This is a genomic window from Bacillus swezeyi (assembly GCF_030908325.1).
GTDB classification, from domain to species: domain Bacteria; phylum Bacillota; class Bacilli; order Bacillales; family Bacillaceae; genus Bacillus; species Bacillus swezeyi.
This window is the reverse complement of record NZ_CP133085.1, coordinates 3993448-4017867: the sequence shown is the minus strand read 5'-3', so window position 1 is coordinate 4017867 and position 24420 is coordinate 3993448. Positions and strand designations below refer to the sequence as shown.

General features: G+C 45.0%; 26 protein-coding genes. 13 read left to right on the top strand and 13 right to left on the bottom strand.

Annotated features, from left to right (window positions below; all coding sequences use genetic code 11):
- Positions 1 to 139 precede the first annotated feature (139 nt).
- The 4 genes from RBH91_RS20115 (at position 140) to RBH91_RS20100 (ending at position 3365) form a co-directional block, all read left to right on the top strand.
- Positions 140 to 283, top strand: coding sequence for a YwzD family small protein (locus RBH91_RS20115; protein ID WP_094777281.1), 144 nt, complete (start codon positions 140 to 142; stop codon positions 281 to 283).
- Between the two features lie 221 nt (positions 284 to 504).
- Complete coding sequence (locus RBH91_RS20110) at positions 505 to 1227, top strand: YveK family protein (RefSeq protein WP_307892698.1); 723 nt, start codon at positions 505 to 507, stop codon at positions 1225 to 1227.
- Positions 1228 to 1239: 12 nt separating this feature from the next.
- Complete coding sequence (locus tag RBH91_RS20105) at positions 1240 to 1992, top strand: tyrosine-protein phosphatase (protein WP_307892697.1); 753 nt, start codon at positions 1240 to 1242, stop codon at positions 1990 to 1992.
- Between the two features lie 56 nt (positions 1993 to 2048).
- On the top strand, positions 2049 to 3365 hold the full coding sequence (locus RBH91_RS20100; RefSeq protein ID WP_307892696.1) for a UDP-glucose dehydrogenase family protein: 1317 nt from the start codon (positions 2049 to 2051) through the stop codon (positions 3363 to 3365).
- A 26-nt stretch (positions 3366 to 3391) separates the two neighbouring features.
- On the opposite strand, the gene RBH91_RS20095 is transcribed toward RBH91_RS20100, so the two are convergent.
- From RBH91_RS20095 to RBH91_RS20085, 3 genes are read right to left on the bottom strand one after another with little or no spacing between them, the layout of a single operon-like run.
- Complete coding sequence (locus RBH91_RS20095; RefSeq protein ID WP_307892695.1) at positions 3392 to 3928, bottom strand: chromate efflux transporter ChrA; 537 nt, start codon at positions 3926 to 3928, stop codon at positions 3392 to 3394.
- Entirely contained in the window at positions 3925 to 4509 is a 585-nt protein-coding gene (locus tag RBH91_RS20090; protein WP_307892694.1) for a chromate efflux transporter ChrB, read from the bottom strand. The genes RBH91_RS20095 and RBH91_RS20090 overlap by 4 nt, the downstream gene beginning before the upstream one ends.
- 19 nt (positions 4510 to 4528) lie before the next feature.
- A complete protein-coding gene (locus tag RBH91_RS20085) occupies positions 4529 to 5005 on the bottom strand; it encodes a chromate efflux transcriptional regulator ChrS (protein WP_076759106.1) in 477 nt (158 codons plus the stop codon).
- 195 nt (positions 5006 to 5200) lie between these two features.
- Between RBH91_RS20085 and RBH91_RS20080 the strand changes: the two genes are divergently transcribed.
- Entirely contained in the window at positions 5201 to 5341 is a 141-nt protein-coding gene (locus RBH91_RS20080) for a hypothetical protein (protein WP_307892693.1), read from the top strand.
- Between the two features lie 147 nt (positions 5342 to 5488).
- Here RBH91_RS20080 and alsR read toward each other — a convergent pair whose 3' ends face one another.
- The gene (alsR, locus tag RBH91_RS20075) at positions 5489 to 6370 is read right to left on the bottom strand and encodes an acetoin biosynthesis transcriptional regulator AlsR (protein ID WP_307892692.1); all 882 of its coding nucleotides are present in this window, start codon (positions 6368 to 6370) and stop codon (positions 5489 to 5491) included.
- Positions 6371 to 6531: 161 nt separating this feature from the next.
- Between alsR and alsS the strand changes: the two genes are divergently transcribed.
- Both alsS and budA read left to right on the top strand, forming a co-directional pair.
- Positions 6532 to 8250, top strand: coding sequence for an acetolactate synthase AlsS (alsS, locus tag RBH91_RS20070; protein WP_307892691.1), 1719 nt, complete (start codon positions 6532 to 6534; stop codon positions 8248 to 8250).
- Positions 8251 to 8301: 51 nt separating this feature from the next.
- Entirely contained in the window at positions 8302 to 9063 is a 762-nt protein-coding gene (gene budA / locus RBH91_RS20065) for an acetolactate decarboxylase (protein ID WP_076759095.1), read from the top strand.
- A gap of 38 nt (positions 9064 to 9101) precedes the next feature.
- Here the strand turns inward: budA and RBH91_RS20060 are convergent, their stop codons facing one another.
- Entirely contained in the window at positions 9102 to 9869 is a 768-nt protein-coding gene (locus RBH91_RS20060; protein WP_307892690.1) for a class I SAM-dependent methyltransferase, read from the bottom strand.
- A gap of 112 nt (positions 9870 to 9981) precedes the next feature.
- Between RBH91_RS20060 and RBH91_RS20055 the strand changes: the two genes are divergently transcribed.
- Entirely contained in the window at positions 9982 to 10938 is a 957-nt protein-coding gene (locus RBH91_RS20055; protein ID WP_076759088.1) for a LysR family transcriptional regulator, read from the top strand.
- Between the two features lie 10 nt (positions 10939 to 10948).
- On the opposite strand, the gene rbsB is transcribed toward RBH91_RS20055, so the two are convergent.
- The 6 genes from rbsB to RBH91_RS20025 are packed head-to-tail and all read right to left on the bottom strand — an operon-like array spanning position 10949 to position 16623.
- A complete protein-coding gene (rbsB, locus tag RBH91_RS20050) occupies positions 10949 to 11863 on the bottom strand; it encodes a ribose ABC transporter substrate-binding protein RbsB (protein WP_307892689.1) in 915 nt (304 codons plus the stop codon).
- A 14-nt stretch (positions 11864 to 11877) separates the two neighbouring features.
- On the bottom strand, positions 11878 to 12846 hold the full coding sequence (rbsC, locus tag RBH91_RS20045; protein WP_307892688.1) for a ribose ABC transporter permease RbsC: 969 nt from the start codon (positions 12844 to 12846) through the stop codon (positions 11878 to 11880).
- A 1-nt stretch (position 12847) separates the two neighbouring features.
- Positions 12848 to 14329 carry a sugar ABC transporter ATP-binding protein gene (locus RBH91_RS20040; RefSeq protein ID WP_307892687.1) on the bottom strand — a complete coding sequence of 494 codons (1482 nt, stop codon included), beginning with the start codon at positions 14327 to 14329 and terminating at the stop codon, positions 12848 to 12850.
- A 38-nt stretch (positions 14330 to 14367) separates the two neighbouring features.
- On the bottom strand, positions 14368 to 14763 hold the full coding sequence (gene rbsD / locus RBH91_RS20035; RefSeq protein ID WP_307892686.1) for a D-ribose pyranase: 396 nt from the start codon (positions 14761 to 14763) through the stop codon (positions 14368 to 14370).
- A complete protein-coding gene (gene rbsK / locus RBH91_RS20030) occupies positions 14760 to 15641 on the bottom strand; it encodes a ribokinase (protein WP_307892685.1) in 882 nt (293 codons plus the stop codon). Before rbsK ends, rbsD begins: the two co-directional genes overlap by 4 nt.
- Positions 15634 to 16623 (bottom strand): LacI family DNA-binding transcriptional regulator, encoded by a 990-nt coding sequence (locus tag RBH91_RS20025; protein ID WP_307892684.1) that lies wholly within the window; start codon positions 16621 to 16623, stop codon positions 15634 to 15636. The genes rbsK and RBH91_RS20025 overlap by 8 nt, the downstream gene beginning before the upstream one ends.
- Positions 16624 to 17582: 959 nt before the next feature.
- Between RBH91_RS20025 and pgsB the strand changes: the two genes are divergently transcribed.
- The 5 genes from pgsB (at position 17583) to RBH91_RS20000 (ending at position 22348) form a co-directional block, all read left to right on the top strand.
- Positions 17583 to 18764 (top strand): poly-gamma-glutamate synthase PgsB, encoded by a 1182-nt coding sequence (pgsB, locus tag RBH91_RS20020; protein ID WP_307892683.1) that lies wholly within the window; start codon positions 17583 to 17585, stop codon positions 18762 to 18764.
- Positions 18765 to 18779: 15 nt separating this feature from the next.
- Positions 18780 to 19229, top strand: coding sequence for a poly-gamma-glutamate biosynthesis protein PgsC (gene pgsC, locus RBH91_RS20015; protein WP_076759068.1), 450 nt, complete (start codon positions 18780 to 18782; stop codon positions 19227 to 19229).
- Between the two features lie 19 nt (positions 19230 to 19248).
- On the top strand, positions 19249 to 20418 hold the full coding sequence (locus RBH91_RS20010) for a CapA family protein (protein WP_307892682.1): 1170 nt from the start codon (positions 19249 to 19251) through the stop codon (positions 20416 to 20418).
- Positions 20415 to 20582, top strand: coding sequence for a hypothetical protein (locus RBH91_RS20005; RefSeq protein ID WP_094777279.1), 168 nt, complete (start codon positions 20415 to 20417; stop codon positions 20580 to 20582). The genes RBH91_RS20010 and RBH91_RS20005 overlap by 4 nt, the downstream gene beginning before the upstream one ends.
- A 488-nt stretch (positions 20583 to 21070) precedes the next feature.
- Positions 21071 to 22348 (top strand): C40 family peptidase, encoded by a 1278-nt coding sequence (locus RBH91_RS20000; protein WP_404802456.1) that lies wholly within the window; start codon positions 21071 to 21073, stop codon positions 22346 to 22348.
- Between the two features lie 46 nt (positions 22349 to 22394).
- On the opposite strand, the gene RBH91_RS19995 is transcribed toward RBH91_RS20000, so the two are convergent.
- Positions 22395 to 23255, bottom strand: a complete 861-nt coding sequence (locus tag RBH91_RS19995) for a Cof-type HAD-IIB family hydrolase (RefSeq protein WP_307892680.1) — start codon at positions 23253 to 23255, stop codon at positions 22395 to 22397.
- 180 nt (positions 23256 to 23435) lie between these two features.
- A complete protein-coding gene (locus RBH91_RS19990; RefSeq protein WP_307892679.1) occupies positions 23436 to 24392 on the bottom strand; it encodes an LCP family protein in 957 nt (318 codons plus the stop codon).
- Positions 24393 to 24420: the final 28 nt, after the last annotated feature.

The following is a 24420-nucleotide window of genomic DNA, read 5'->3' as shown; positions in this document are numbered from 1 at the left end:
GATTTTCTCTGGAAAAGGACATAAAAACAAATGGGTGTCGAATAATGTAATAGACTATGGCAAATCGATTCTTTACATCATATAATTTGAAGTATAAATATGAAATGTTTTAATTCATGGAAGCTGAAAGGAAAAGGATATGGATGACAAGGGATTGAACCAGGAAGAATTTTTGAAAATTCTTATGCACGCTTATGACATTGGTGAAAAGTCGAAAGACATTACGACAAAAGAACTTCTTGAAGATCTAATTCTTCATATTAAAAATGGATATACAACGTAAAAAGCTGCAAACTGTGTTTTGCGGCTTTTTTCGTTCAGCAAAAAAGTACTGAATCCTGCAAAAGTCGATATGTAACACCATATAAAAACTCAGATTTCCCGGAATCTCCCGCTATTTGTCAGGAAATTTTTTCCCAAAGGCAAATCATCATATGTATAATCAAAGTAGTTGTATAATTTGCTGAAAATTTAAATAAATCCGCAAATCTTGAGGGGGCTTTTATGGGAGATAAAATCGGCTTTAAAGATGTGTTCCTCGTTTTAAAGAAAAGATTCATTCTCATTGCTCTGATGACGATAACGGCAGCTTTATCCAGCGCCACCGTCAACTTTTTTATCCTTACACCAGTTTATCAGGCATCTGCTCAAATCCTCATCAACGGCCGTCAAACCTCAAACTTTACCGACATTCAGACCAACCTTGAACTGATCAACACGTATAACGTGATCATGAAAAGCCCGATCATTTTGAATGAAGTGAAAGAAGAACTCAGCCTTCAGGAAACGGCTGAAGAGCTGAAGAAAAAAATAACGGTTGTCAGCGAAAACGAGTCGCAGATTGTCAGTATTTCCGCGACTGACAAAGATTATTCCAAGGCGATGAATATCGCGAATACCGTCGTTTCCGTTTTTGCGAGAGACATTGAAAGCATCATGGGCGGGATCGCTGAAGTCAGTGTCGTGGCAAAAGCCATGCCGGATGATGCACCGGCTCCGGTCAGTCCGAACAAAACGTTTAATATTGCCGGTTTTACGGCATTCGGCCTGCTGTTTGGGGCGGGGCTCGCTTTTCTTCTTGAACTTTTGAAAAACACAGTGAAAAACGAAGAGGACATTGAAAAGGAGCTGGAGCTATCCGTATTAGGAAATATATTATACACCAAACCGAAAAAAGGACAGGCTGAGCATTTAAATAGCTTCATCGGAAAAGATCAGTCGTTTTAAGGAGGTTCGGTTATGATCGATATTCATTGCCACATTCTTGCGGATCTTGATGACGGAGCAAAGAGTGTGAATGACAGTGTAGAAATGGCTAAACAAGCCGTTGGGCAAGGGATTCATACCATTATCGCCACACCTCACCATCAAAATGGCGTATATATGAATCAAAAAGAGACAATCCTCGCAGCCGTCACAACATTAAAAGCCAGACTAGAGCAAGAAAATATCCCGCTAAGCATCACACAAGGTCAGGAAATCCGTTTATATGGCGGATTGAAGGACGACCTTGGCCGCGGAAAGCTGCTCAGTCTCGCTGATACAAAGTATGTCCTGATAGAGCTTCCTTACCACCATGTTCCGCGCTATGCGGAAAAGCTGCTGTTTGATCTTCAGTTAAACGGATATATCCCGATTATTGCCCATCCCGAGCGAAACATAGAAATCATGGAAAACCCGGGCATTTTATATCGGCTGGTCATAAACGGCGCATGTGTACAGCTAACATGCTCAAGTCTGGCCGGACGCTTTGGGAGGAGCGTCAAAAGTGCGGCCCGCCGTTTTATCGAAGCAAACCTCGTCCATTTTATCGCATCAGATGCCCACAATCTCACCACACGTTCCTTCTTTTTTGATGCTGTAGAAAACGAATATGGCCGCGACTTCTTGAGTATGTTTATAGAAAATGCCGGGCTTCTCTTGAAAAATCGGGGGATTCATAAAGAACCGCCGCTTCCAGTCAGAAAGAAAAAGCTGCTGGGTCTGCTGTAAAAGATCTCTCGCCTTGCTCCGCAAAGCCGGCATTATTCAGTCAGAGGAGGAGCTGCATGAATATTTCGATTGTCGGCACCGGTTATGTCGGCCTTGTGACGGGGGTATGCCTTGCGGAAATCGGCCATCATGTCACATGCCTTGATATCGATGAAAAAAAGATTGCGTTGTTGAGGGGAGGGATATCGCCGATTTATGAGCCCGGCCTTGAAGAGATGGTCCAAAAAAATCTCACCCGCCGAAGGCTGGCATTTGAAACAAGATTTGATAAAGGCTTGGCAAATGCGGAGATGATATTCATTGCAGTCGGGACTCCGCAAAAAGAAAACGGCCAGTCCGACCTCCGCTTTATTGAAGGGGCGGCGGAAATGATCGGACGCCATGTGCAGCGCGATTGTCTTGTGGTGACAAAAAGCACTGTTCCTGTCGGCACAAGCGATCTGATTTCCGCGATCATCAAACGGCATTTAAAGGAAGGAATACGGATAACGGCAGCATCCAATCCCGAATTTTTGCGTGAGGGGTCTGCCATTTATGATGCATTCCACGGCGACCGCATCGTGATCGGGGCTGATGACGACAAAACGGCTGATGCACTCGAACAGGTTTTTCAGCCCTTGCGCATCCCTGTTTTTAAAACGGATATAAGAAGCGCAGAAATGATCAAATATGCATCAAATGCATTTCTTGCCACGAAAATCAGTTTTATAAATGAAATATCAAATATTTGCGAGAAAATCGGTGCCGATATTGAATCTGTTGCATATGGAATGGGTCAGGACAAAAGAATCGGCCATCAGTTTTTAAAAGCGGGGATCGGATACGGAGGCTCTTGTTTTCCGAAGGATACAAATGCGCTCGTCCAGATTGCCGGACATGTAGAGCATAATTTTGAGCTGCTTAAATCTGTGATTAAAGTGAATAATGAGCAGCAGAATCTTTTGGTTCAAAAAGCGGCCGATCGTCTTGGCGGATTAAAAGGCAAGACGATCTCCCTGCTGGGCCTTGCCTTTAAACCGAATACAGACGATATGAGGGAAGCGCCCTCCATCAACATCGCCGAAAAATTAGTTGAGATGGGCGCTTCCATTCAAGCATTTGATCCGGCTGCGATAAAACATGCAAAACAGGTTTTGCCAAGCTCTGTTCAATATGCAGAGACGATTGAAGATGCGATAAAAGGTGCAGATGCAGTGATGATTTTAACAGATTGGGAAATGATTAAAACCTTCCCTCTAGATTCTTACAAAACGCTGATGGATGAACCGGTTGTTTTTGACGGGAGAAACTGCTTTGAGTTAACGGAAGCTGCAGAAGCGGGAGTCGAATATCACTCGATAGGAAGACGGCAGGTTGTCCCGCTTCATATTTGACAGCCTCCGCCTCTCAGTCCGCTTCTTTAAAGCAGCGGCATGACCAGTCCGCCGTAAGCGAATGCCGCTGCAATGAGAAATGCGGGATGAACGCGAAATTTCGTCAATGCGGCTAATGATATCAGGGCAATCACCATCGATTGGATCAGACCGATAGAATGAACCGCATCACCGCCGATTTCCCATGTCAGCAAAAGCATCATCACGGCAATCACGGGCTGAACGGACAGTGTCATGCCTTTGATAACGGGCGACTGGCGAAAGCGGCGGATCAGTTTAAGCAGCAAAATCAGCGCGATAGCCGAAGGCAAGACGGTGGCGATGAGAGCGATGATGACACCAGGCCATCCAAGGACACTGTAGCCGACGAAAGCGGCAATTTTCGTGGCGATCGGGCCGGGCAAGGCGTTCGCAAGCGCGAGCATGTTTGAAAATTCGTCTTTTGAAAGCCAATGAAAGTGCTGAACAACCTCTTCAAAATTGAGGGGAATCGAAGCGGGACCGCCGCCGTAGCCCAATAGATTGGCAATAAAGAAAGCCCAAAACAAATATAATAGGATCATGGAGCGGACACTCCTTTATCCTTTTCCTGCTCCGAATTTCTTTTTAGCTTAAAGTGGAATGTGCCGTACGCTAAAAAAATCACGACAATGATGCCGGGGTGTATGGAAAACACCTGAAGGCCCAAGAACGCAAGAATGAAGAAAAGGACGCCTGTAAACACGCCAAATCCCTTCAATGCTTTTTGACCAAATTCATAAGCCATAATCCCGAGCATGACGGCGATGACAGGGGTGACCGCGCCGATCATTCCGCTTACGACTTTTGAATGGCTGAGCACATTGACGGCCGCAAACAAGACGGCCATGGCGATGCAGGTCGGCATGATATGCGCTGCTGTTGCGACGACCGCTCCTGGGACGCCTTTTACTTTGTGCCCCAAATAAGCCGACATTTTCGTTGCAATCGGTCCGGGGAGCGCGTTGGCGATCGCATATATTTCTCCGAATTCATCATCATCTATCCATTTAAATGTCGCGACGGCTTCATGCCGGATCAGCGGAATGACGGAAGGCCCTCCTCCAAACCCCAATATACCGGTTCTCACCATAGCGATGATCAGTTCCCGATAAGGATGCTTCATATGAGTTTCTCCTCCTGTTTTAAAGCTTCATTCCCATGCGGCTTTTATAGCGCTTGATCAGCATCTGGCAGTCAACGCTGACGACTCCTTTCAAAGGATAGAGCCGCTTAGTCAAAAATTCTTCCATTTCTTGATCATTGGCAAAGATTCCATGCATATGGAGTTTGCTCGGACCTGTCATATGATAGAGGCTTGTGACAGCAGGTTCTTTTTCCAAGGCGGCGGCGACAGACTCTAAATATTGAGGCTCGACTTCAACATTAAAAAAGACTGATACATGAATGCCCACCTTTACAGGGTTGATAACAGCTGTGAACCTCTCAATGATCCCTTCCTCGATCAAGTTGTTGATTCTTGTCTGAACGGCAACTCTTGAGAGGCCCACACGCTTCCCTAAATCCGTATAGGAAATTCTTCCTTCCTCATGTAATATGGAAAGAATTTTTTTATCTGTCTCATCAAGAATTAAATTTGGCATATGGTAATCAAGGCTCATAAATGGTACCTTCCTTTCACACTGTAGAAATCTCTTACTTATGATTTAAAACGAAATGAATTCTGGTTTTAAAATAACGTTTTGTAAATTGTATCATAACTTTAATTTCGATATGAATGATTTTATCTCCTTTATTAATCTTAATGACAAAAGTTATGAGGGCTTTCGCTAGCATCAAGGAATACAAGCCACGATATGTCAAAAGATCAAAAGGGGTTTGGCCTGTCAGCCCGCATGATCTCGCTTCTCTTGCAGGGCACAGCTTGCTGGAAAGAGGAGGGAGTGCCTTTGATGAGGCATGCGGCAATCATCCAGTTTGGGGGAACCGATCCTTGAAGCGACTGGGCCGCTATTGGAATGTGACCGGGAGAACCCCGGTTTTTTCATCTTTCAGAACGCGTGAAAATGTATCAATAATCAAACAAAAATCCCCCTCGACCATTCGTTGAGTCAAGAGGGATTTTCTTGTTTTCTACCAGTCTATTAATTTGAACGGTGGTTCGAAACATCTATAAAATGTCTCAAAGCCGGATTTCGGTTGTCTTTTCTATAGGCAGTGACCCATTCAGCACGAAGCGGCAGATCTTCGATTTCTTTGTATACAACGTCCAAATTAAATAGCCGTTTGGCCGCCGTCGGAACGACCGCGATCCCCATTCCGGCCGACACCAAACCGATCACCATCTGGTATTCGGTAGCTTCTTGGGCGATGTTTGGGATGAATCCGGCCTTTTCACACAAAAAGTTGAATTCGGTGTATAAGGAGGGCCAGGATTCTTTGGCAATGACGATCAGTGATTCTTCTTCAAGATCTAACAAATCAACCCGGGTTTTTTTGGTCAGCGGATGTTGTTTTGGAAGCGCGAGTACGCAATGGCTTTTCTTCACTGTATTTGTTATCAGCTCATCGTTTCCCAGCGGGGGGTGCAGTACACCGATGTCGATATGTCCGTTTAATAAAGCTTTAACTTGATTTGGAGTTGAAAGCTCCCTCAGCTCAATTTTGACCGAAGGAAACTGGTTTCGGTATTCCCTGATGATGGGAGGCATGATCTCAAATGTCGCAGAGCCGACAAAGCCGATCACGAGCCTGCCCAGCTCACCTCTGGCTGTACGCTGGGCCATGTCGACCGCCTGGTCAATCTGGGAAAGGCCTTCCTTGATCTGTTTTAAAAAAACACCGCCTGCCGCCGTCAGTCTGACGGCTCTTTTTGATCTCTTCAGCAAGGTAACGCCAATTTCATTTTCAAGCTGTTTAATTTGCTGGCTGAGCGGAGGCTGGGTCATTTGCAGCCGAAGAGCTGCCTTTCCGAAATGCAGCTCTTCGGCTACAACCATAAAGTAACGAAGGTGGCGCAGCTCCATTATTCACTCATTCCTTTCTGAATGCGATTTCAGTCGTTTTACATATTAATTGTAAGACAAAGAAGTATTGGAAAACAATTTCCACAAGATGTATATTTAATAATACAATAAATTTATTAAAAATTCATTGTAAACGAATGAAAATGAAGGAGTGAGGGGCTTTGAATAATGTAGCCGCTAAAAATGAAACTCTTACGGTAAGAGGAGCAGAGCTTGTGGTGGACAGTCTCATTCAGCAAGGTGTCACTCATGTTTTCGGTATTCCGGGAGCAAAAATCGATGCGGTATATGACGTGTTGAAAGACAAGGGGCCTGAATTGATCGTTTGCCGGCACGAGCAGAATGCAGCATTTATGGCGGCGGCAGTCGGACGATTGACTGGAAAGCCCGGTGTTTGCCTGGTGACTTCAGGTCCGGGAGCGTCTAATTTAGCTACCGGTCTTGTAACAGCCAATACAGAAGGAGATCCGGTTGTTGCCCTAGCGGGTGCTGTAAAAAGAGCGGATCGTCTCAAGAAAACTCATCAGTCGATGGATAACGCGGCGTTGTTTCAGCCGATTACAAAATACAGCGCAGAGGTAGAGGATGCTAATAATATTCCTGAAGCCATGACCAATGCGTTCAGAGCGGCGGCTTCTGGACAGGCCGGCGCAGCCTTTCTCAGCTTTCCGCAGGACGTGACATCAGGTCCGGCAACCGCCAAACCGGTGGGAACCATGCCGGCGCCGAAAATGGGTGCGGCTCCAGATAAACAAATCAGCGCGGCAATCGCGAAAATCCACAATGCAAACCTTCCCGTCGTACTTGTCGGCATGAAAGGCGGAAGACCTGAAGCAGTGGAGGCGGTACGCCGATTGCTGAGAAAAGTGAAGCTGCCGTTTGTTGAAACATATCAGGCGTCTGGAACGCTTTCACATGATTTAGAAGACCAATACTTCGGACGAATCGGCTTATTCCACAATCAGCCCGGAGATATTCTCTTGGAAAAAGCCGATGTCGTACTGACGATCGGTTATGATCCGATTGAATACGATCCGGTATTGTGGAATGGAAAAGGTGAGCGAAGCATTATTCACCTGGATGAAATTCAAGCTGACATTGATCATGACTATCAGCCTGACATTGAGCTTGTCGGTGATATTGCGACAACGCTGGATCATATTGAACATGATTCTCTGCCGGTTTCAATTGACAAATCGTTCGTAACGTTGCTTCAGCAATTACAGAAAGCACTGAAGGAACAAAGCGAGCCTCCAAAAGAGAACAAAGCGGATCTCGTTCATCCGCTGCAAATCATTCAGGATTTGCGCAATTTAGTGAGCGATGATATCACTGTCACATGTGACATCGGCTCCCATGCCATTTGGATGTCGAGATATTTCCGCTGCTACCGTCCGCTCGGACTGCTGATTTCAAACGGTATGCAGACGCTTGGCGTTGCTCTGCCTTGGGCGATTGCTGCAACCCTTGTCAATCCGGGGCAAAAAGTCGTGTCTGTTTCTGGCGACGGCGGCTTCCTGTTCTCAGCGATGGAGCTGGAAACAGCGGTCAGATTGAAAGCGCCGATCGTTCATCTTGTCTGGAATGACAGCACATATGATATGGTGGGGTTCCAGCAGGAAATGAAATACAACCGGACGTCCGGAGTCGATTTTGGCGGAATAGATATTGTAAAATACGCTGAAAGCTTTGGTGCAAAAGGTCTGAGGGTCAATTCTCCTGATGAGCTCGCAGATGTGCTTCAAAAAGGTCTTGATGCAGAGGGGCCTGTTGTCATTGATATTCCGGTTGATTACAGCGACAATGTTCATTTGGCTGACCAGTGTTTTCCAAAAGCATTTGAGGAACAAATAAAAAAGCAAACCTCTAATCAATCTTGATCACAGCATGTCCAGTCATCATAAATCAATCAAGGGAGTGAAAAGAGGAAAATGAAAAGTATAAGCAAGCAAAAAGTCATTCAACCGGTCGATAAAAATCTCGACCAAGTCTATCAGGTTTCAACAATGGTTTCCTTGCTGGACGGCATTTATGACGGTGATTTTTACATGTCGGAAGCAAAGGAGCACGGCGATTTCGGGATCGGCACGTTTAATCAGCTGGACGGGGAACTGATCGGATTTGACGGTGAGTTTTACCGCCTCCGTTCAGATGGAAAAGCCTATCCTGTTCAAGAAAGCGACTGTTCTCCATTTTGCTCGCTGACGTTCTTCCGTCCGGATGTCTACCATGAGATCAAACAGCGGATGACCCTTGAAGCGTTTGAAAAAGAGATGAACCTGATCATGCCGAGCGAAAACTTGTTTTATGCGATCCGTCTGGACGGAGTCTTTAAAAAAGTAAAAACGAGAACGGTTGAATTGCAAGAAAAGCCGTACGAGCCAATGGTTGAAGCGGTGAAATCCCAGCCGATCTTTGATTTTAACGACATCAAAGGGACAATCGTCGGCTTCTGGACGCCGCAATATGCCCACGGCATCGCCGTATCGGGCTTTCATCTTCATTTTATTGACGAAGAGCGCAATGCCGGCGGCCATGTATTTGATTATGAAATTGAAGAATGTACGGTTCAGATTTCCCAAAAACTGAACATGAACCTTAGACTGCCGAATACGAAGGATTTCTTAAAAGCGGACTTAAGCAGCCATGATCTTGTGGCTGGAATTGAAGCTACAGAAGGAAATCCGGAATGAAAAAAAGCCCTCTCCAGTAAGAGGGCTTTTTTCGTCGGTCAGCGTTTTCTCCCTGAAATCAATATCCCTTTCAGTTTGAAAGAGAGCGGATGGCCGTTTTCGCCGTGAACAATTTCAAACTCATCACGGCATGCCCGGGATGCTTCCGCCAAATGAGCGATCATTTTCGATTTTCTTTCTTCCGGGACGGCTCCGCGGCGAATCCAGTTTTCATATTCAATAGGGATGTTCCACTTCTGCTTTTCGATGTAGTCCAGCCCGTTTTCTTCAAACAAGCTGTTCCATTCGGCAAGAGCATATTCCCGTACATGTGACGGATCTCTCATTTGATTGAGCCGATTGATAAACTGATCGAGGGACTTGTCTTCAGGTGCATAGTGATCCACCAGGATAAAGCTTCCGCCTGGTTTCAAAACGCGGGCGATTTCGGTCATTGCCCGGCGGACGTCAGAGAAATGGTGCGCTGCAAAACGGCATGTGACGATATCAAAAGAAGCATCATCAAAATCCAGCTTTTCAGCATTCCCCTGAAGAAATCGCACATGGCCGGCGTTTTTTTCTTTGGCAAAAAGGGCAGCGGTCTTCACCATTTCTTCGGTAATATCGAGCCCTGTACAATGCTTCACAAGGGGTGAAAAAGCAAGGGCCGTATGTCCCGCTCCTGTTCCGACATCAAGCAGGGCTTCATCTCCTTTAAGAGACACACTGTTGACCATTGCTTCAAGGTCCTTTCCCGCTGAAAATAACGGTTCATCCCGATATTGGTCAGGGTTTTTCGAAAATTGCTTCTGAGCGCTCGTTTTCATGAATAGCATCCTCCCTTTACGGTTATGGTTTCATGGTAACGAAATCGACATATATAAGTCTAAGATATAAAATATATGAAAATGATAGTCTGAAACTATGGAGGTGAGGAACATGGACATGAGGCTTTTTGAATATACAGCTGAAATCTATAACAAAGGCAGTTTTACAAAAGCGGCTGACAGCCTTCATATCGCTCAGCCCTCGCTGAGCCAGCAAATCAAAAAATTAGAGAACGAGCTCGGCTTTCCTCTGTTTTACCGGAAAAGGGGTGGCGTGTCTCCGACTCCCCAAGGAAAACGATTTATTCGAAGAGCCCAAGAGATATTGCGGGCAAGGGATGATCTGCTGCGCGAAATGCAGGATCAGCTTCAGGAAATGGGGACAGAGCTATCGATCGGCATTCCAGCAGTGACGGGTGGATATCTCCTTCCGCCGCTGTTAAAAACGTTTTTGGAGAAGTATCCGAACGTGCACATCCAGTTGATAGAAGAATCGCCTGCGGTATTAGAGCAAATGACAGAAAACGGTGAGATCGATCTGTCGATTTTGCCGCTGCCCATCGACAATGAACGGCTGGCCACCGTTCCAATATTGACAGAGCCGCTGTTTTTGGCCATTCCATTTGAGAAGCAAAGCTGGATGACTGAACAAATGCAATCATTTATTTACTCCGTTCGCAAAGAAACGGAAAAAACGGCCGTTCCATTAAAGGCGGCCGAAGATGTTCCCTTTATTTTATTAAAAGAAGGATACGGATTCCGCAGGACGGTGCTTGATTTGTGTGCAAAAGCGGGATTTAAGCCGAAGGAAACATTCAAAACAAGCAGCATCGAAACCGCTCAGTCGCTTGTTGAATACGGTATGGGTGTAACGATCGTGCCTCAGATGGTCATCAGAGAAGCATCCGCAAAGATCGGCTATGTCCCGTTAGAACCAGAACCAACCCGGACCCTTGTGTTTGCTTATTCAGAATACTGCTATTTAAGCCTGGCTGCAAATGCGTTTATGGAGACTGTTGAAAAGCTGTTCGCACATGAAAATCAGACCTCCTTTCACCAAGAGGTCTGATTCGCTCTGTTTATTTTTTCGCCTTCAGCTTCAGCGGCGCCGGGATGGTTTTGTCTATCTTTTCGCCGTTTAGAATGTCCCTCGCCGCCTGGACTGCGAGCTTTCCGATTAATTCCGGCTGCTGGGCGATCGTGGCCGCCATATCTCCCGCTTTAACGGATTTGACCGCATCTTCATTTCCGTCAAATCCGACGACAAGGATGTCTTTTCCGGAGCTTCTGATCGCTTCAATCGCACCGAGGGCCATTTCGTCATTATGAGCGAACACGGCCTGAATATCCGGGTTTCCTTGCAGAAGGTTTTCCATGACGTTTAATCCCTTTGTTCGGTCAAAGTCTGCCGTTTGCTTTGCAATGACATTCAGCTTTTGATCAGCTGTTTTATGAAAGCCTGAGCCGCGTTCCCGCGTCGCCGACGCTCCGGGTACACCTTCCAGTTCAGCAACTTTTGCGCCTTCCCCGAGCTGTTTCACGATATAATCGGCTGCCATTTGTCCGCCTTTTACATTATCTGAAGCGACAAGCGTTTCCACCTTTCCATCTTCAGCGGAGCGGTCAAGGGTAACGACCGGAATACCGAGCGAGTTGGCGGATTGAACTGCCGTAGAAATCGCCGAGGAATCCGTCGGATTGATTAATAGAGCGTCCACGCCTTGCTGAAGAAGGTCTTCTACATCGTTCGTCTGTTTGGCTGAATCGTCCTGTGCATCAACGACGATCACTTCGATGCCCTGTTTTTTCGCTTCATTGATGACACCGTTTTTTAAAGAAACGAAGAACGGGTTTTTCAGAGTTGAGACGGATAAGCCGATTTTAATATCTGTGCCTTTTTCTTTTTTGGGCTTTGCCCATTCCGGCGGCTCCAATGAACAGGCTGACAGAAACAGAAGCATCAATGCTGTAAGAGCCGTTAGTACTTTTTTCATCAATATAGCCCTCCTTATGCGGATTTCTTGCGGTCGAGCAAGACTGCGATCAGTATGACAATACCTTTGACGACCATTTGGAAAAAGGAAGAGACGCCAAGCAGGTTCAAACCGTTGTTTAATGTTCCGATAATCAGTACGCCGATCAGTGTGCCGGCAATCCGGCCCCTTCCTCCGGCAAGGCTTGTTCCGCCTAAAACGACAGCGGCGATGGCGTCAAGTTCATAGGAGGTGCCCGCCGTCGGCTGGGCTGAGTTCAGGCGCGATGTCAAAATGGCTCCTGCCAAAGCGGATAAAAGGCCGGCAAGGGAATAAATCATAATCTTGACCCGGGACACTTTAATTCCTGAAATCATCGCTGCTTTTTCGTTTCCTCCGATCGCATATGTGCGGCGTCCGAAGGGTGTTTTATGAAGAATCACCCAAAGAATGATAAAGGCTGCCGCCATGGTGATGGCAGGGACGGGAATGCCTAAAAAGTATCCGCGGCCGAAAAGCTGAAAGCCGTAATGATTGCCGAGCCCTGTAATCGGATTTCCGTCTGTATAGACCATCGTCAGCCCGCGGAAAATGGTCATTGTGGCCAGTGTTGCGATAAATGGAGCCATTTTACCTTTTGTGGTCAAGAGTCCGTTTACCATTCCAAGCACGGCTCCGATCAGGCAGCCGATGATGATGGCGAAAATAGGATCGATGCCCCCGACGGTCATTCCCGCGATTAAAGCGCTTGATAATGCGAGAATCGCACCGACGGATAGGTCGATCCCGCCGGTCAGAATGACAAAGGTCATGCCGAATGCGATCAGTCCGTTGATAGCGACTTGTCTTAGCAGGTTTAAAATATTTAATGGTTCTAAAAAGCTCGGATTTAATATTGATACGATGACAACGAGAATAATCAGGCCGAGAAACGGGCCGAGCTTTTGCAAAACAGAGTCGACATTAAGGCTTTTTCCAATATCTTTAGCCGATTGATGATTCATGTTACCGCCCTCCTGTAGCGAGTGTCATAATCCGTTCTTGAGTCGCGTCTTTTCTTGATAATTCACCGCTGAGCGTCCCTTCATGCACCACGAGCACACGGTCGCTCATTCCGAGAATCTCGGGAAGTTCTGAAGAGACCATTAAGATGGCGACGCCGCGGTCTGTCAGCTCATTCATCAACTGATAAATTTCCCTTTTTGCACCGACATCGACGCCTCGTGTCGGCTCATCCAAAATGAGCACCTTCGGACCGATGCCGATCCATTTGGCGATGACCACCTTTTGCTGGTTTCCTCCTGAAAGGTTGCGCACATGGATTTCTCGTGAATCCGCTTTGATCGTCAGCCGTTTGATCATGAGGTCAACGAATTCCTGCTCGCTTTTACGATCGATCCATCCCTTCGGAGAAAAACTGGCGAGGTTAGGCAGGGCAATGTTGTCCCTTATGGATGCATCAAGTACGAGCCCTTCGTCTTTCCGGTTTTCGGTGATAAAACCGAGTCCTTTTTGAACGGCGTCGCCCGGCTTTTTGATCGCGGTTTTTTTGCCGTTAATCAAAATGTCTCCTGAATCAAGCGGATCAAGGCCGAAAATGGCTCTCATCATTTCTGTCCGTCCTGAACCCATCAGTCCAGATATCCCGACGATTTCACCGGCGCGTACACTGAAACTGATATTTTGGAAGACGCCTTTTTTAGATGCATGCTTGACTTCGAGGACAACTTCTCCCGGGTTTGGATTCCTTTCAGGATAGCGTTCGGTCAGCTCCCGGCCGACCATCTTTTTCACGACTTCATTAAAATCGGTATCGGGTATTTCCTTTGTATCCACCGTTTTTCCGTCCCGCATGACTGTAATCCGGTCGCAAATCGTAAAAATTTCTTCCATGCGGTGGGAAATGTAGACGACGGAGACACCATTTTTCTTTAATGATGCGATGACTTCAAACAGCTTTTTGATTTCTCTTTCCGTCAACGCAGCTGTCGGCTCATCCATAATGATCACTTTTGCGTTTGTCATGAGCGCTTTGGCGATTTCTATCATTTGCTGCTGGCCGACGGAACAGAGTCCGGCTTCTTTTTCAAGAGAAATTGAGACTCCCAGTTTATCAAGCTGTTCTTTTGCTAGCGCTTTCATTTTTTTGCTATTTAAAAAGCCAAGTTTAGAAGACAGCTCACGTCCGATAAATAAATTTTCCAATACGGTCATTTCGGGCCAAATGTTCAGCTCTTGGTGAATGAAGGCGATGCCGTTTTGCTCAGCTTGTTTCGGATCGGTGAAATACGTTTCCATTCCGTCGATCTTGATTGTCCCGCTGTCTAGTTTATGAAGCCCTGTTAACAGATTCATTAAGGTTGATTTACCTGCACCGTTTTCTCCCATTAAGGCATGGATTTCACCTTCCTGAAGTTCGAAGGATACACCCGACAAAACCTGGTTTTGACCAAATGCCTTATAAATACCTTTCATTTCAATATGCATTGGCTACCCCTTCTTTCCAGATGTAAGGATAAGAACATCTAAAAGATCACTCCTGCGTGCAAGATGCAGTTTGCATAAGGTGTTGCTTCACCTGTGCGAATCACTGCTTTTGCTCGATTTGTTGCCTTTTTAAATGCTTCATGTGAGATATATTCAATCGGCTGGTCAGAAAACCGCTCTTTTAAAAAATCGGCCTGCACCGGATTGGCGGTTTCAATTTCTTTGGCAGCGGTTACTTTTTCCACAGCCATCTCTTCAGCGACAAGCCGTGTCACTTCTTTAAAGCTTGGCGTTCCAAGTTTCAGAGCAAGGTCTATTTTAGGAACGCCGGGAGGCACAGGCAAACCGGCGTCCGCGATGACGATGATATCGGTATGTCCGAGGTCGGCCAGCAGTTTTGCAATATGGCTGTTTAATATGCCGTGTTTTTTCATAACAGTTCACGCTCCACTTCTTCTCTTTTTGGCATGCCGCCTTGTGCGCCGAATTTTAACACTGACAAGGAAGCTGCCCGGTTTGCAAAGCGCAGGGCGGATTCAATGTCTTTTCCTTCAGATAGGGCGATGGCAAATCCGGCATTAAAGGTGTCCCCGGCTCCTGTTGTATCGATCGCCTCCACGGGAAATGCAGGGATGAGCTTTTCTTCATGTCCATTGTGATAACGGACCCCGTTCTTGCCTTCTGTAATAAACAGTTTTCCGGGGTAGCGCTGTAATGCCTCTTCCTGAGAAAGTCCTTTGAAGAGAATGGACGCTTCGTGTTCATTCGGCGTGATATAGGCCGCGTTTTCAATTGTTTCGCGGCGAAGCGGCCGGGCGGGAGCCGGGTTGAGCAGGAGGGGAATGCCGAGAGTCTTGCACAGCCCGCTTACATAATCAACGGTTTCCTCTGGAATTTCTTGCTGAATCAGAACGATATCTGCCTCTTTTAATGCAGGCTGTGCTTGTTGAACATATTCAGGTGTGACATGATCATTTGCGCCTTTGACGACGATAATGCTGTTGTCTCCCTCGGCGAGTACGATATGAGCGGTACCGCTTTCTTGACCTGTAACCGGTTCCACATAGTCTGTCAAAACGCCATTGGCTATGAAATTATCGAGAATGTCTTTTCCGTAATGGTCATCACCTACACATCCGATCATACAAACTTCAGCACCGAGTCTGGCGGCAGCCACAGCCTGGTTAGCTCCTTTTCCGCCGGGAACGGTTTTAAATGAATCTCCAAGCACCGTTTCTCCGGCTTTCGGTCGTTTTTTCGATGTTACGACTAAATCCATTGAAGAGCTGCCAATCACGCATATTTTACTCATTGTCATCCGCCTTTCGAGTCGTTTGTCTTTCAATAAAAGCGACCGGCATTTGTACAGCCGATTGTTCAATATATTCATCTTTCATTAATCTTAACAGCAATTTTGCGGCTTCTATTCCCATTTGATATGCCGGCTGTCTGATTGTCGATAAGGGAGGGAAAAGCAATTCGCTTTGCGGAATATCGTCAAAACCGATGATCTGCAGGTCGTCGGGAACTTTGATCTTCCGCTTTAGCGCTTCATGCAAAACGGCAGTTGCCACAATGTCATTGCTTGCAATGATACCATCTGTCTCAGGATAGATGGAAAATAAGTCAGCCGCCCGCTTTTGTGCTTCTTGAAAAGAAAATGTTTCGGTTTTCATGACATGAAAATCAACGTCTGCTCCGCTTAAAACCTCAAGCGCTCCGTTAAAGCGGTCTTTTGCAGTCTGCAAGTGGCCCGGCCCTTTGATCAGGGTGATGCGTGAGGCGTTTCTTCGGATGATTTCCGAAGCAGCGATCCGGCCGCCTTGCTTGCTGTCCGCAAACACGGAGGGGGCATTTTCTCCAGTTCGGTCAAGAAAGACGATCGGCATCGACAAGTCTTTGTAGTTTGATGCATCAGGATAATTCGTAGCCGAGATCACACCGACGACATGATTTTGCTTAAATGTCTGCAGGTAATCCAGTTCTTTCTCCAGATTTTCATCGCTGTTTCCGAATATCAGCCTGAATCCGTTTCGGTGGATTTCATCTTCAACCCCCCTGGCCAATTGAGGGAAAAATGGGTTTGTAATGTCGGGAAGCAGCAGTCCGATCAGTCTGGATTCTCTTTTATAGAGAGACCTGGCTACCTCATTCGGGCGGTAATTCAATTCTTCCATCGCTTTCATCACACGGGTTTTCGTATCCTCATGGACATATCCCGTCTCGTTTAAAACACGGGATACCGTAGCAACGGATACTTTTGCAGCAAGTGCGACGTCTTTAATCGTAGCCACCGAGGTCTTTCTCCTTCCTTGTGTAACCGTTTACATAAAGATTATCACGATCTATATCAAATAACAATGAAAAAAATGCTGTATCGCGAATTTTTTTTGTCATGTGTACACGCCTTTATTTGATAGAAAGAAGCGGCTTATATTTGGGGAAATTGAAGAGCGTTCATCATTGTAAAACAGTCCAGGAATACAAGAAGAGTAATTCCGGCAGAAACCGTCTCAATCAATTCGTTATCTTATTCAATAGAAAAAAACCTATTCATTTAATCAAAATGTCCCGAGAATGTGCTGATCAATTATAAATTTGTCGAATAAATTAACAATATGAATAATGAGAAAAATTAAAAATGTTAAAGTTTGATGAATTATAGTTGAAAAAAATTAACGGCTTTTTAAATCCTAGGATTATAACCTAAAAACGAAAAAAATAAGGTGAATCGAACGGCTTAAGAATTGTTTGGATTTGTTAAAGAATCCCGACCTGCAAAGAAAGAGATTTTAAGATTTTAGTGTATAGTCTGAATATCATAGGACGTCTATTTTTTAAACAGGGATGATTGATGACTTTTTGACCCGTAGAAAAATAGTGAAAATAGATAAAGGCGGCAGCGAAGCCTATTGTTTTCCCATCTGTAAAGGAAGGGGCGGCATATAAAGATGGACCCGAGAATCATCTTTAAGCCTTTCATCAAAATAGGGAGAAAAGTATAGATTCAGATTTGCTGATTTTTGAAAGCGCATTCTTAAACATGTTATAAAAAATTAGTAGGATATAAGAATGACCGATTTCCATATTTATCAACGGAAGGATAGGAAATAGTGACGTAAGCGAGGGGATCTTTGTCACGGAAAATTTAGTCGTCTTCTGTTACATAATGCCGATTGTGATTTCATATTGAACCTATATACTGATGAATGAATTTACATATCAGATTCCAAGAAGGAGATGTAGACAAACAATGTGGGTAATGCTATTAGCCTGTGCGGTCGTTGTTGGGATCGGCATTTATGAAAAAAGGCGCCATCAGCAAAACATCGATGCGCTGCCAGTCCGAGTGAACATCAACGGGATACGCGGAAAGTCCACGGTGACAAGATTGACAACAGGAATATTAATGGAAGCAGGCTACAAAACAGTGGGAAAAACAACCGGGACTGATGCAAGGATGATCTATTGGGACACACCGGAAGAAAAGCCGATTAAGAGAAAGCCTCAAGGGCCGAACATCGGGGAGCAGAAGGAAGTTATGAAAGAGACGGTGGAAAGAGGAGCCAATGCAATCGTCAGTGAATGTATGGCTGTCAACCCTGATTACCAAATCATCTTTCAGGAAGAATTGCTTCAGGCTAATATCGGCGTGATCGTCAACGTACTTGAGGATCACATGGATGTGATGGGGCCGACTTTGGATGAAATCGCAGAAGCTTTCACGGCAACAATTCCTTATAATGGTCACTTGGTGATTACTGATAGTGAGTATACCGAATTCTTTAAAGAAGTTGCAAAAGAAAGGAACACAAAAGTCATGATCGCGGACAACTCTAAAATATCTGATGACTATCTCCGCCAGTTTGAATACATGGTGTTTCCTGATAATGCGTCGCTCGCTCTCGGTGTCGCACAAGCTTTGGGAATTGATGAAGAAACGGCCTTTAAAGGCATGCTGAATGCGCCGCCTGATCCAGGAGCGATGAGGGTTCTGCCGCTGATGAATGCCAAAAACCCCGGCCACTTTGTCAATGGTTTTGCAGCCAATGACGCATCTTCTACTTTAAACATATGGAAGCGCGTGAAAGAAATGGGCTATCCTACAGATCAGCCGATCATTATCATGAATTGCCGCGCCGACAGGGTAGACAGAACACAGCAATTTGCGGAAGATGTTCTTCCTTATATAGAAGCCAGTGAACTTGTGCTGATTGGCGAAACGACAGAGCCGATCGTCAAAGCGTATGAAGCAGGCAAAATTCCTGCGGACAAGCTGTTTGATTTTGAGCACAAAACAACAGACGAAATTATGTTCATGCTAAAAAATAAGCTGGAGGGTCGCGTCATTTACGGAGTCGGAAATATTCACGGTGCGGCGGAACCTCTCATTGAAAAAATACAAGATTACAAGATTAAGCAGCTTGTTAGCTAGGAGGAAGAATACACAATGTTTGGATCAGATTTATATATCGCCCTCATATTAGGAGTCTTACTCAGTTTAATTTTTGCAGAAAAAACAGGAATTGTACCAGCGGGCCTTGTCGTACCAGGTTATTTAGGACTCGTGTTTAATCAGCCGATCTTCATGCTTTTGGTTCTCTTTGTCAGTCTTCTGACATACGTCATCGTCAAATACGGACTTTCAAAGATCATGATTCTTTACGGACGCAGAAAATTCGCAGCCATGTTGATTACCGGGATTCTTTTGAAAATCGGATTTGATTTTATATATCCGGTGATGCCGTTTGAAATTGCGGAATTCAGAGGAATCGGAATCATCGTTCCAGGTCTGATCGCAAATACCATTCAAAGACAGGGGTTAACTATTACGCTGGGAAGCACGCTTTTACTAAGCGGAGCAACATTCGCCATTATGTATGCTTACTATCTAATCTAAAGTTAGGTGTGTCAAAAAGATGAAAAAACAACTGAACTTTCAGGAAAAACTGCTGAAGCTGACAAAGCAGGAGAAGAAGAAAACACATAAACACGTGCTTATCGTATTGCCCGCTATTTTTTGTCTGATGTTTGTCTTTACTTGGATTGGAAGCGCCAAAACTCCTTCGCAAATGGCCGAAAAAGAGGATGCCAAGCTTACGGCTACCTTTGTCGGAGATATCATGATGGGAAGAAATGTAGAAAAAGTAACGAACTTGCATGGTCCGGAAAGTGTTTTCAAAAATGTAAAACCATATTTTAATGTGTCAGATTTTATAACAGGAAACTTTGAAAATCCCGTAACCAATGAAAGCGACTATCAGCAGGCAGACAAGAACATTCACCTGCAAACCAATCAAGAATCTGTAGAAACATTAAAAAAGATGAATTTCAATGTACTGAATTTCGCCAACAACCATGCGATGGATTATGGACAAAACGGTTTGAAGGATACGCTTGATAAGTTTTCACAAGAGGATATGGACCTTGTGGGAGCCGGCAAAAATCTAAGCGATGCGAAGAAGCATGTATCATACCAGGATGTGAACGGCGTAAAAATCGCAACGCTTGGTTTCACAGACACCTATACAAAAAACTTTACAGCCAAAAAGAACAAAGGCGGAGTGCTGCCGCTTAGTCCGAAGATTTTTATTCCAATGATTGCAGAGGCATCGAAAAAAGCGGACCTTGTCATTGTCCATGTTCACTGGGGACAGGAATATGACAATGAACCGAATGACAGGCAGAAGGACTTGGCTAAAGCGATCGCCGATGCCGGAGCAGACGTTATTTTAGGCGCTCATCCCCATGTTCTTGAACCGATTGAAGTGTATAAAGACACTGTCATTTTCTACAGCCTGGGCAATTTCGTATTTGATCAGGGCTGGACAAGAACACGCGACAGCGCGCTTGTTCAGTACCATTTAATGAACGATGGCAAAGGCCGTTTTGAGGTAACGCCTCTCAATATCCGAGAAGCAACGCCGACACCTTTAGGCAAGAACGATTTCTTACAGCGAAAATCGATTTTCCGCCAGTTGACAAAGGGTACAAACCTCGATTGGAAAGAGGAAAACGGAAAATTGACTTTTGAAGTCGATCATACAGACAAACTGAAAAATAATGAAAACGGAGTGACGAAAAAATGAAATTTGTCAAAGCGATATGGCCGTTTGTAGGATTGGTACTGATCATGGCATTCATGTCCGCTTTTAAATACTCTGATGAACTGACAAACGATGAAAAAACAAAAATTTCAACTGAGATTCAAAAGGTAAATCAGCAAGATATCACAGAAGGAAGCAAACAGTAGCCAGGAGAAGAGAGTGCAAGGCACTCTCTTTTTTGATGATGGGATTTTTTGCGTGCGACAGTGCTCCAAGTCTCACCCAGCCTTCGGGAATCTCAGGTGTGCGACAAATTCCTTAACCAATCAGGGAAAAAAGTTTTACATAAATTCAGGAGGATATATGTACGGTTTTGGGGTTGGTTATAGGCGATGTTTATTGTATTCTTTTTAAGGGATGAAAACTGAACTTAAAGTAAGAAGAAATTGCGGCAAGTGCTAAATAAGCGATCAGGCTTCTTTTTTTTGGAAAAAACGCATGCAGCACCTTTTTTTAAATCAGGATGGAACAACACCACATGTATATGACCTTCTTAAGAACAAGTCCCTTCGTTATGATTTTTTCGTTTTTAGTTTGTCCACAAAAGCTAAAGCATAAGTGTCTCGCGTTTCTTCTCATCATTCGTTTGACATGCTGAAAAAGCTGCCCCTTTAAATATCCCAATTCACTGCCGATGAAAGAGAAAAGAAGAGGAGGAACAGATCAATTGAAGAAAAAAACGGCAAACAAAAAGTTGTTTTTGCTATTTGGAGTTGCGTTGTTTTGGATTTCTTCGTTTTTGACAGGTGGAAAAACTGTACAAGCCCATACAACTGGTGAATATATTGCTGAAACCGCAAAAGAGCTGGAAGGCGTTAAATACAGCTATGGCGGGGAAATGCCTAAAACCGGATTTGATTCATCCGGTTTTGTACAGTATGTCTTTCAGTCGCTGGACATTTCGCTTCCGAGAACGGTAAAAGAACAATCGAATCTCGGGACAAGCGTGAGCCGTAACAAGCTCGAACAGGGCGATCTTGTCTTTTTTAAAAACGCCGCCCTTGAATCAGACGCCCCGACCCATGTCGCTATCTACTTAGGGAATGATCAAATCATTCACAGCACAAAATCGAACGGGGTTTCAATAACAAAGCTGGAAGGCAGCGCCTATTGGAGCTCCGGCTATGACGAGGCAAAAAGAATAACAAAAGAACCGGCGGTTTCAAAAGATCCCGTTGTTCAAAAAGCGCTCGATTACATCGGGGTTCCGTATGAGTTTGGAAGTGCTTCTCCTGATCTTGGCTTTGATTGCTCAGGGCTGACTCAATATGTCTTTCGAGAGATGCTCGGCGTGTATTTGCCGAGATCGGCAGAACAGCAATGGGCAGTCGGCCGAAAAGTGGAGCTGGAAGATATACAGCCCGGAGATGTTGTGTTTTTCAGCAACACCTATAAGCCGGGAATTTCCCATAACGGTATTTATGCCGGGGGCGGCCGGTTTATTCATGCAAGCCGTTCAAATAAAGTGACGATCTCTTACTTGTCTGCTTCATACTGGCAAAAGAAATTTACGGGCATCCGCCGTTTTGATCGTTTGTCCTTGCCGGATAATCCAATTGTTTCTGAAGCCATTAAGCATATTGGCGAAGTTGACTACAAAAAAGGCGGAACAACGCCTCAGGATGGTTTTGATACAGCTGGATTCATCCAGTATGTGTACAAAACGGCCGCGGGAGTTGAGCTTCCCCGTTATGCCGATAAACAGTACAATGCAGGCGAGCGGATCACAAAACAAGACCTCGAGCCGGGAGACATCGTTTTCTTTAAAGGAACCACTGTCCTTATTCCCTCCATCTACATCGGAAACGGACAGGTCGTTCTTGTCACCTTGTCTTCCGGTGTGACGACAGCAGATATGGAGACAAGTGCTTATTGGAAAGATAAATACGCCGGAAGCGTCAGAATTCAGTAAAATATGCAGCCAAAACCGCTTGAGTCGTCTCAAGCGGTTTTCTGCATTAGTGATATTCATTTTCCAGCAGTTTATTGATGAAATAAGCGACACCATTTTCATCATTGCTTTTCGTGATGAATGTGCTCATATGTTTTAATTCATCGATTGCATTCCCCATCGCGATCCGGTGGCCGGCTTCTTCAAACATTGATAAATCGTTCGGGCTGTCGCCGATGGCGTAGATGTCTTTTTTCTCGATCCCATAGTGCTTGGCCAGTTTTCTTAAAGCATGGCCTTTGCCGGATTCATCAGGCAGAATTTCGATAATATGCTTTCCGGAAGAAGTGAGTCCGAGTTTGGAATAAGCGGATAAGTCTTCTTTCGCTTTTTTGAGTTTCTCCAAATCAAATGAAAAGCACAGCAGCTTATAAATATTTTCGCTTCCGTTAAAAACGTCGCGTATATCAGGAACCGGTTTAATGCCGAATTGTTTGAACTGAGTCAGTGCGCCCTGCCAAAGCGTATCCCTGTCTTCATTCGGATTGGCGCTTACTGCAATATCAAGCTCGGCCTCAAGCTTCTGGCGGCCGTCAAAAGGAGATAAGAGGGCATCATCCGTATATACTTCAAAATAAATATGTTGGTCTGTTAAGTATTGAGCCGCCTTTTTTCCGGTCTCCCGATCCATTAAGGTCCGGCTTAACAGTTTATAATTAAAATCATGAACCGTGCCTCCGTTGGCGGCGATAATCGGAATATCCAAATCATTCAGAAGCGCTTTTACATCAAAGGTTGCTCTTCCTGTACAAATCGTCACAATGCAGTCGGAGATGAGCGCCTTTTTAATAGCCGCCCGATTTTCAGCAGAAATTTTGCTTTCAGTGTTTAAAAGGGTTCCGTCTAAATCGATCGCAATTAATCTCATTATGTAAATATAACCTCCTATAGGAGCAGTTTACCGTTTTTCAAAGGCGAAAAACAACTATCTCTCCCAGCAGTATTCCCTGAATGATATATTATGTAAAAGGCTAAACCTAAATTTAAATTTTTTCAATAGTAAATATAGAACAGAAAAAAGGATGATGCGTGATCATCCTTTTTTAAATCAATAGTCCAGCTGCTGTTTTAATTCTTGCTTGATTTCCGCAAGGCTTTCCTGATCAAGCTGATAATAGTAAACTTTCCCCGGTTTATAATCGCTGCCTTTCAACTGCAGAGTCTCGACTGATTCGAGCGATGAGACGAACGGAATCAGTCCGATCAGATCATTCAGCGACAGGTTCATCGAGACGTTTTTCCCGACTGTATCCAGGATATCGTCGTATGCAGGAATTGATGTCAGCGATTTGGATTTATTGATGACCGCTTTGATCACTTCCATCTGCCGCTGCCCACGCATTAAATCGGTGTCGGCTTTTCTCGTTCTGACATACGCCAAGGCTTCTTCGCCGTTAAGCATCTGTTCGCCGGTTTTTAAATTAACCTTCCCTTTTGTATCTTTTGTAATTTGCTTCACGATATATTCCTTTTTAATGTTGACCGGAACACCGCCCAGCTCATCGACGACTTCTTCAAAAGCCGAAAAGTTTCCATCAATGACATAATCGACAGGAATGTCGAGCAGATTCTCGACGGTTTCTACGCTCAGGTCACGTCCGCCGAGCGAATGGGCATGGGTGATTTTATCATAGCCGCGTCCGGGGATATTCACATATGAATCCCTTGGAATGCTCAAAAGCTTGACCGATTTGTCTTTTCGATTGAACGTAGCCAGGATCATTGCGTCGCTTCGTTCCTTATCCATGCTCTGTCCCGGACGTGCGTCAATCCCCATCATCAGAATGGAGAAGTTATCTTTTTTAGGGTTGAACTCTTTAATCCGTTTAACAGACTGTTTTCCCCTTGAAAGGCTGACCTGTGCTTCATTTGAAGCACTGGCAATTTTATAGTAGGCATAGCCGCCTGCGGCCGCTGTCGCCGTTAAAAGCAAAACAATGAAAAATAGTGAGTATTTGACCCATTTCTTTAACCTTTTTTTCTTCGTTCGTTGCGATCGTAGCATTCGATAAACTCCTCTTTCAATTTATTGA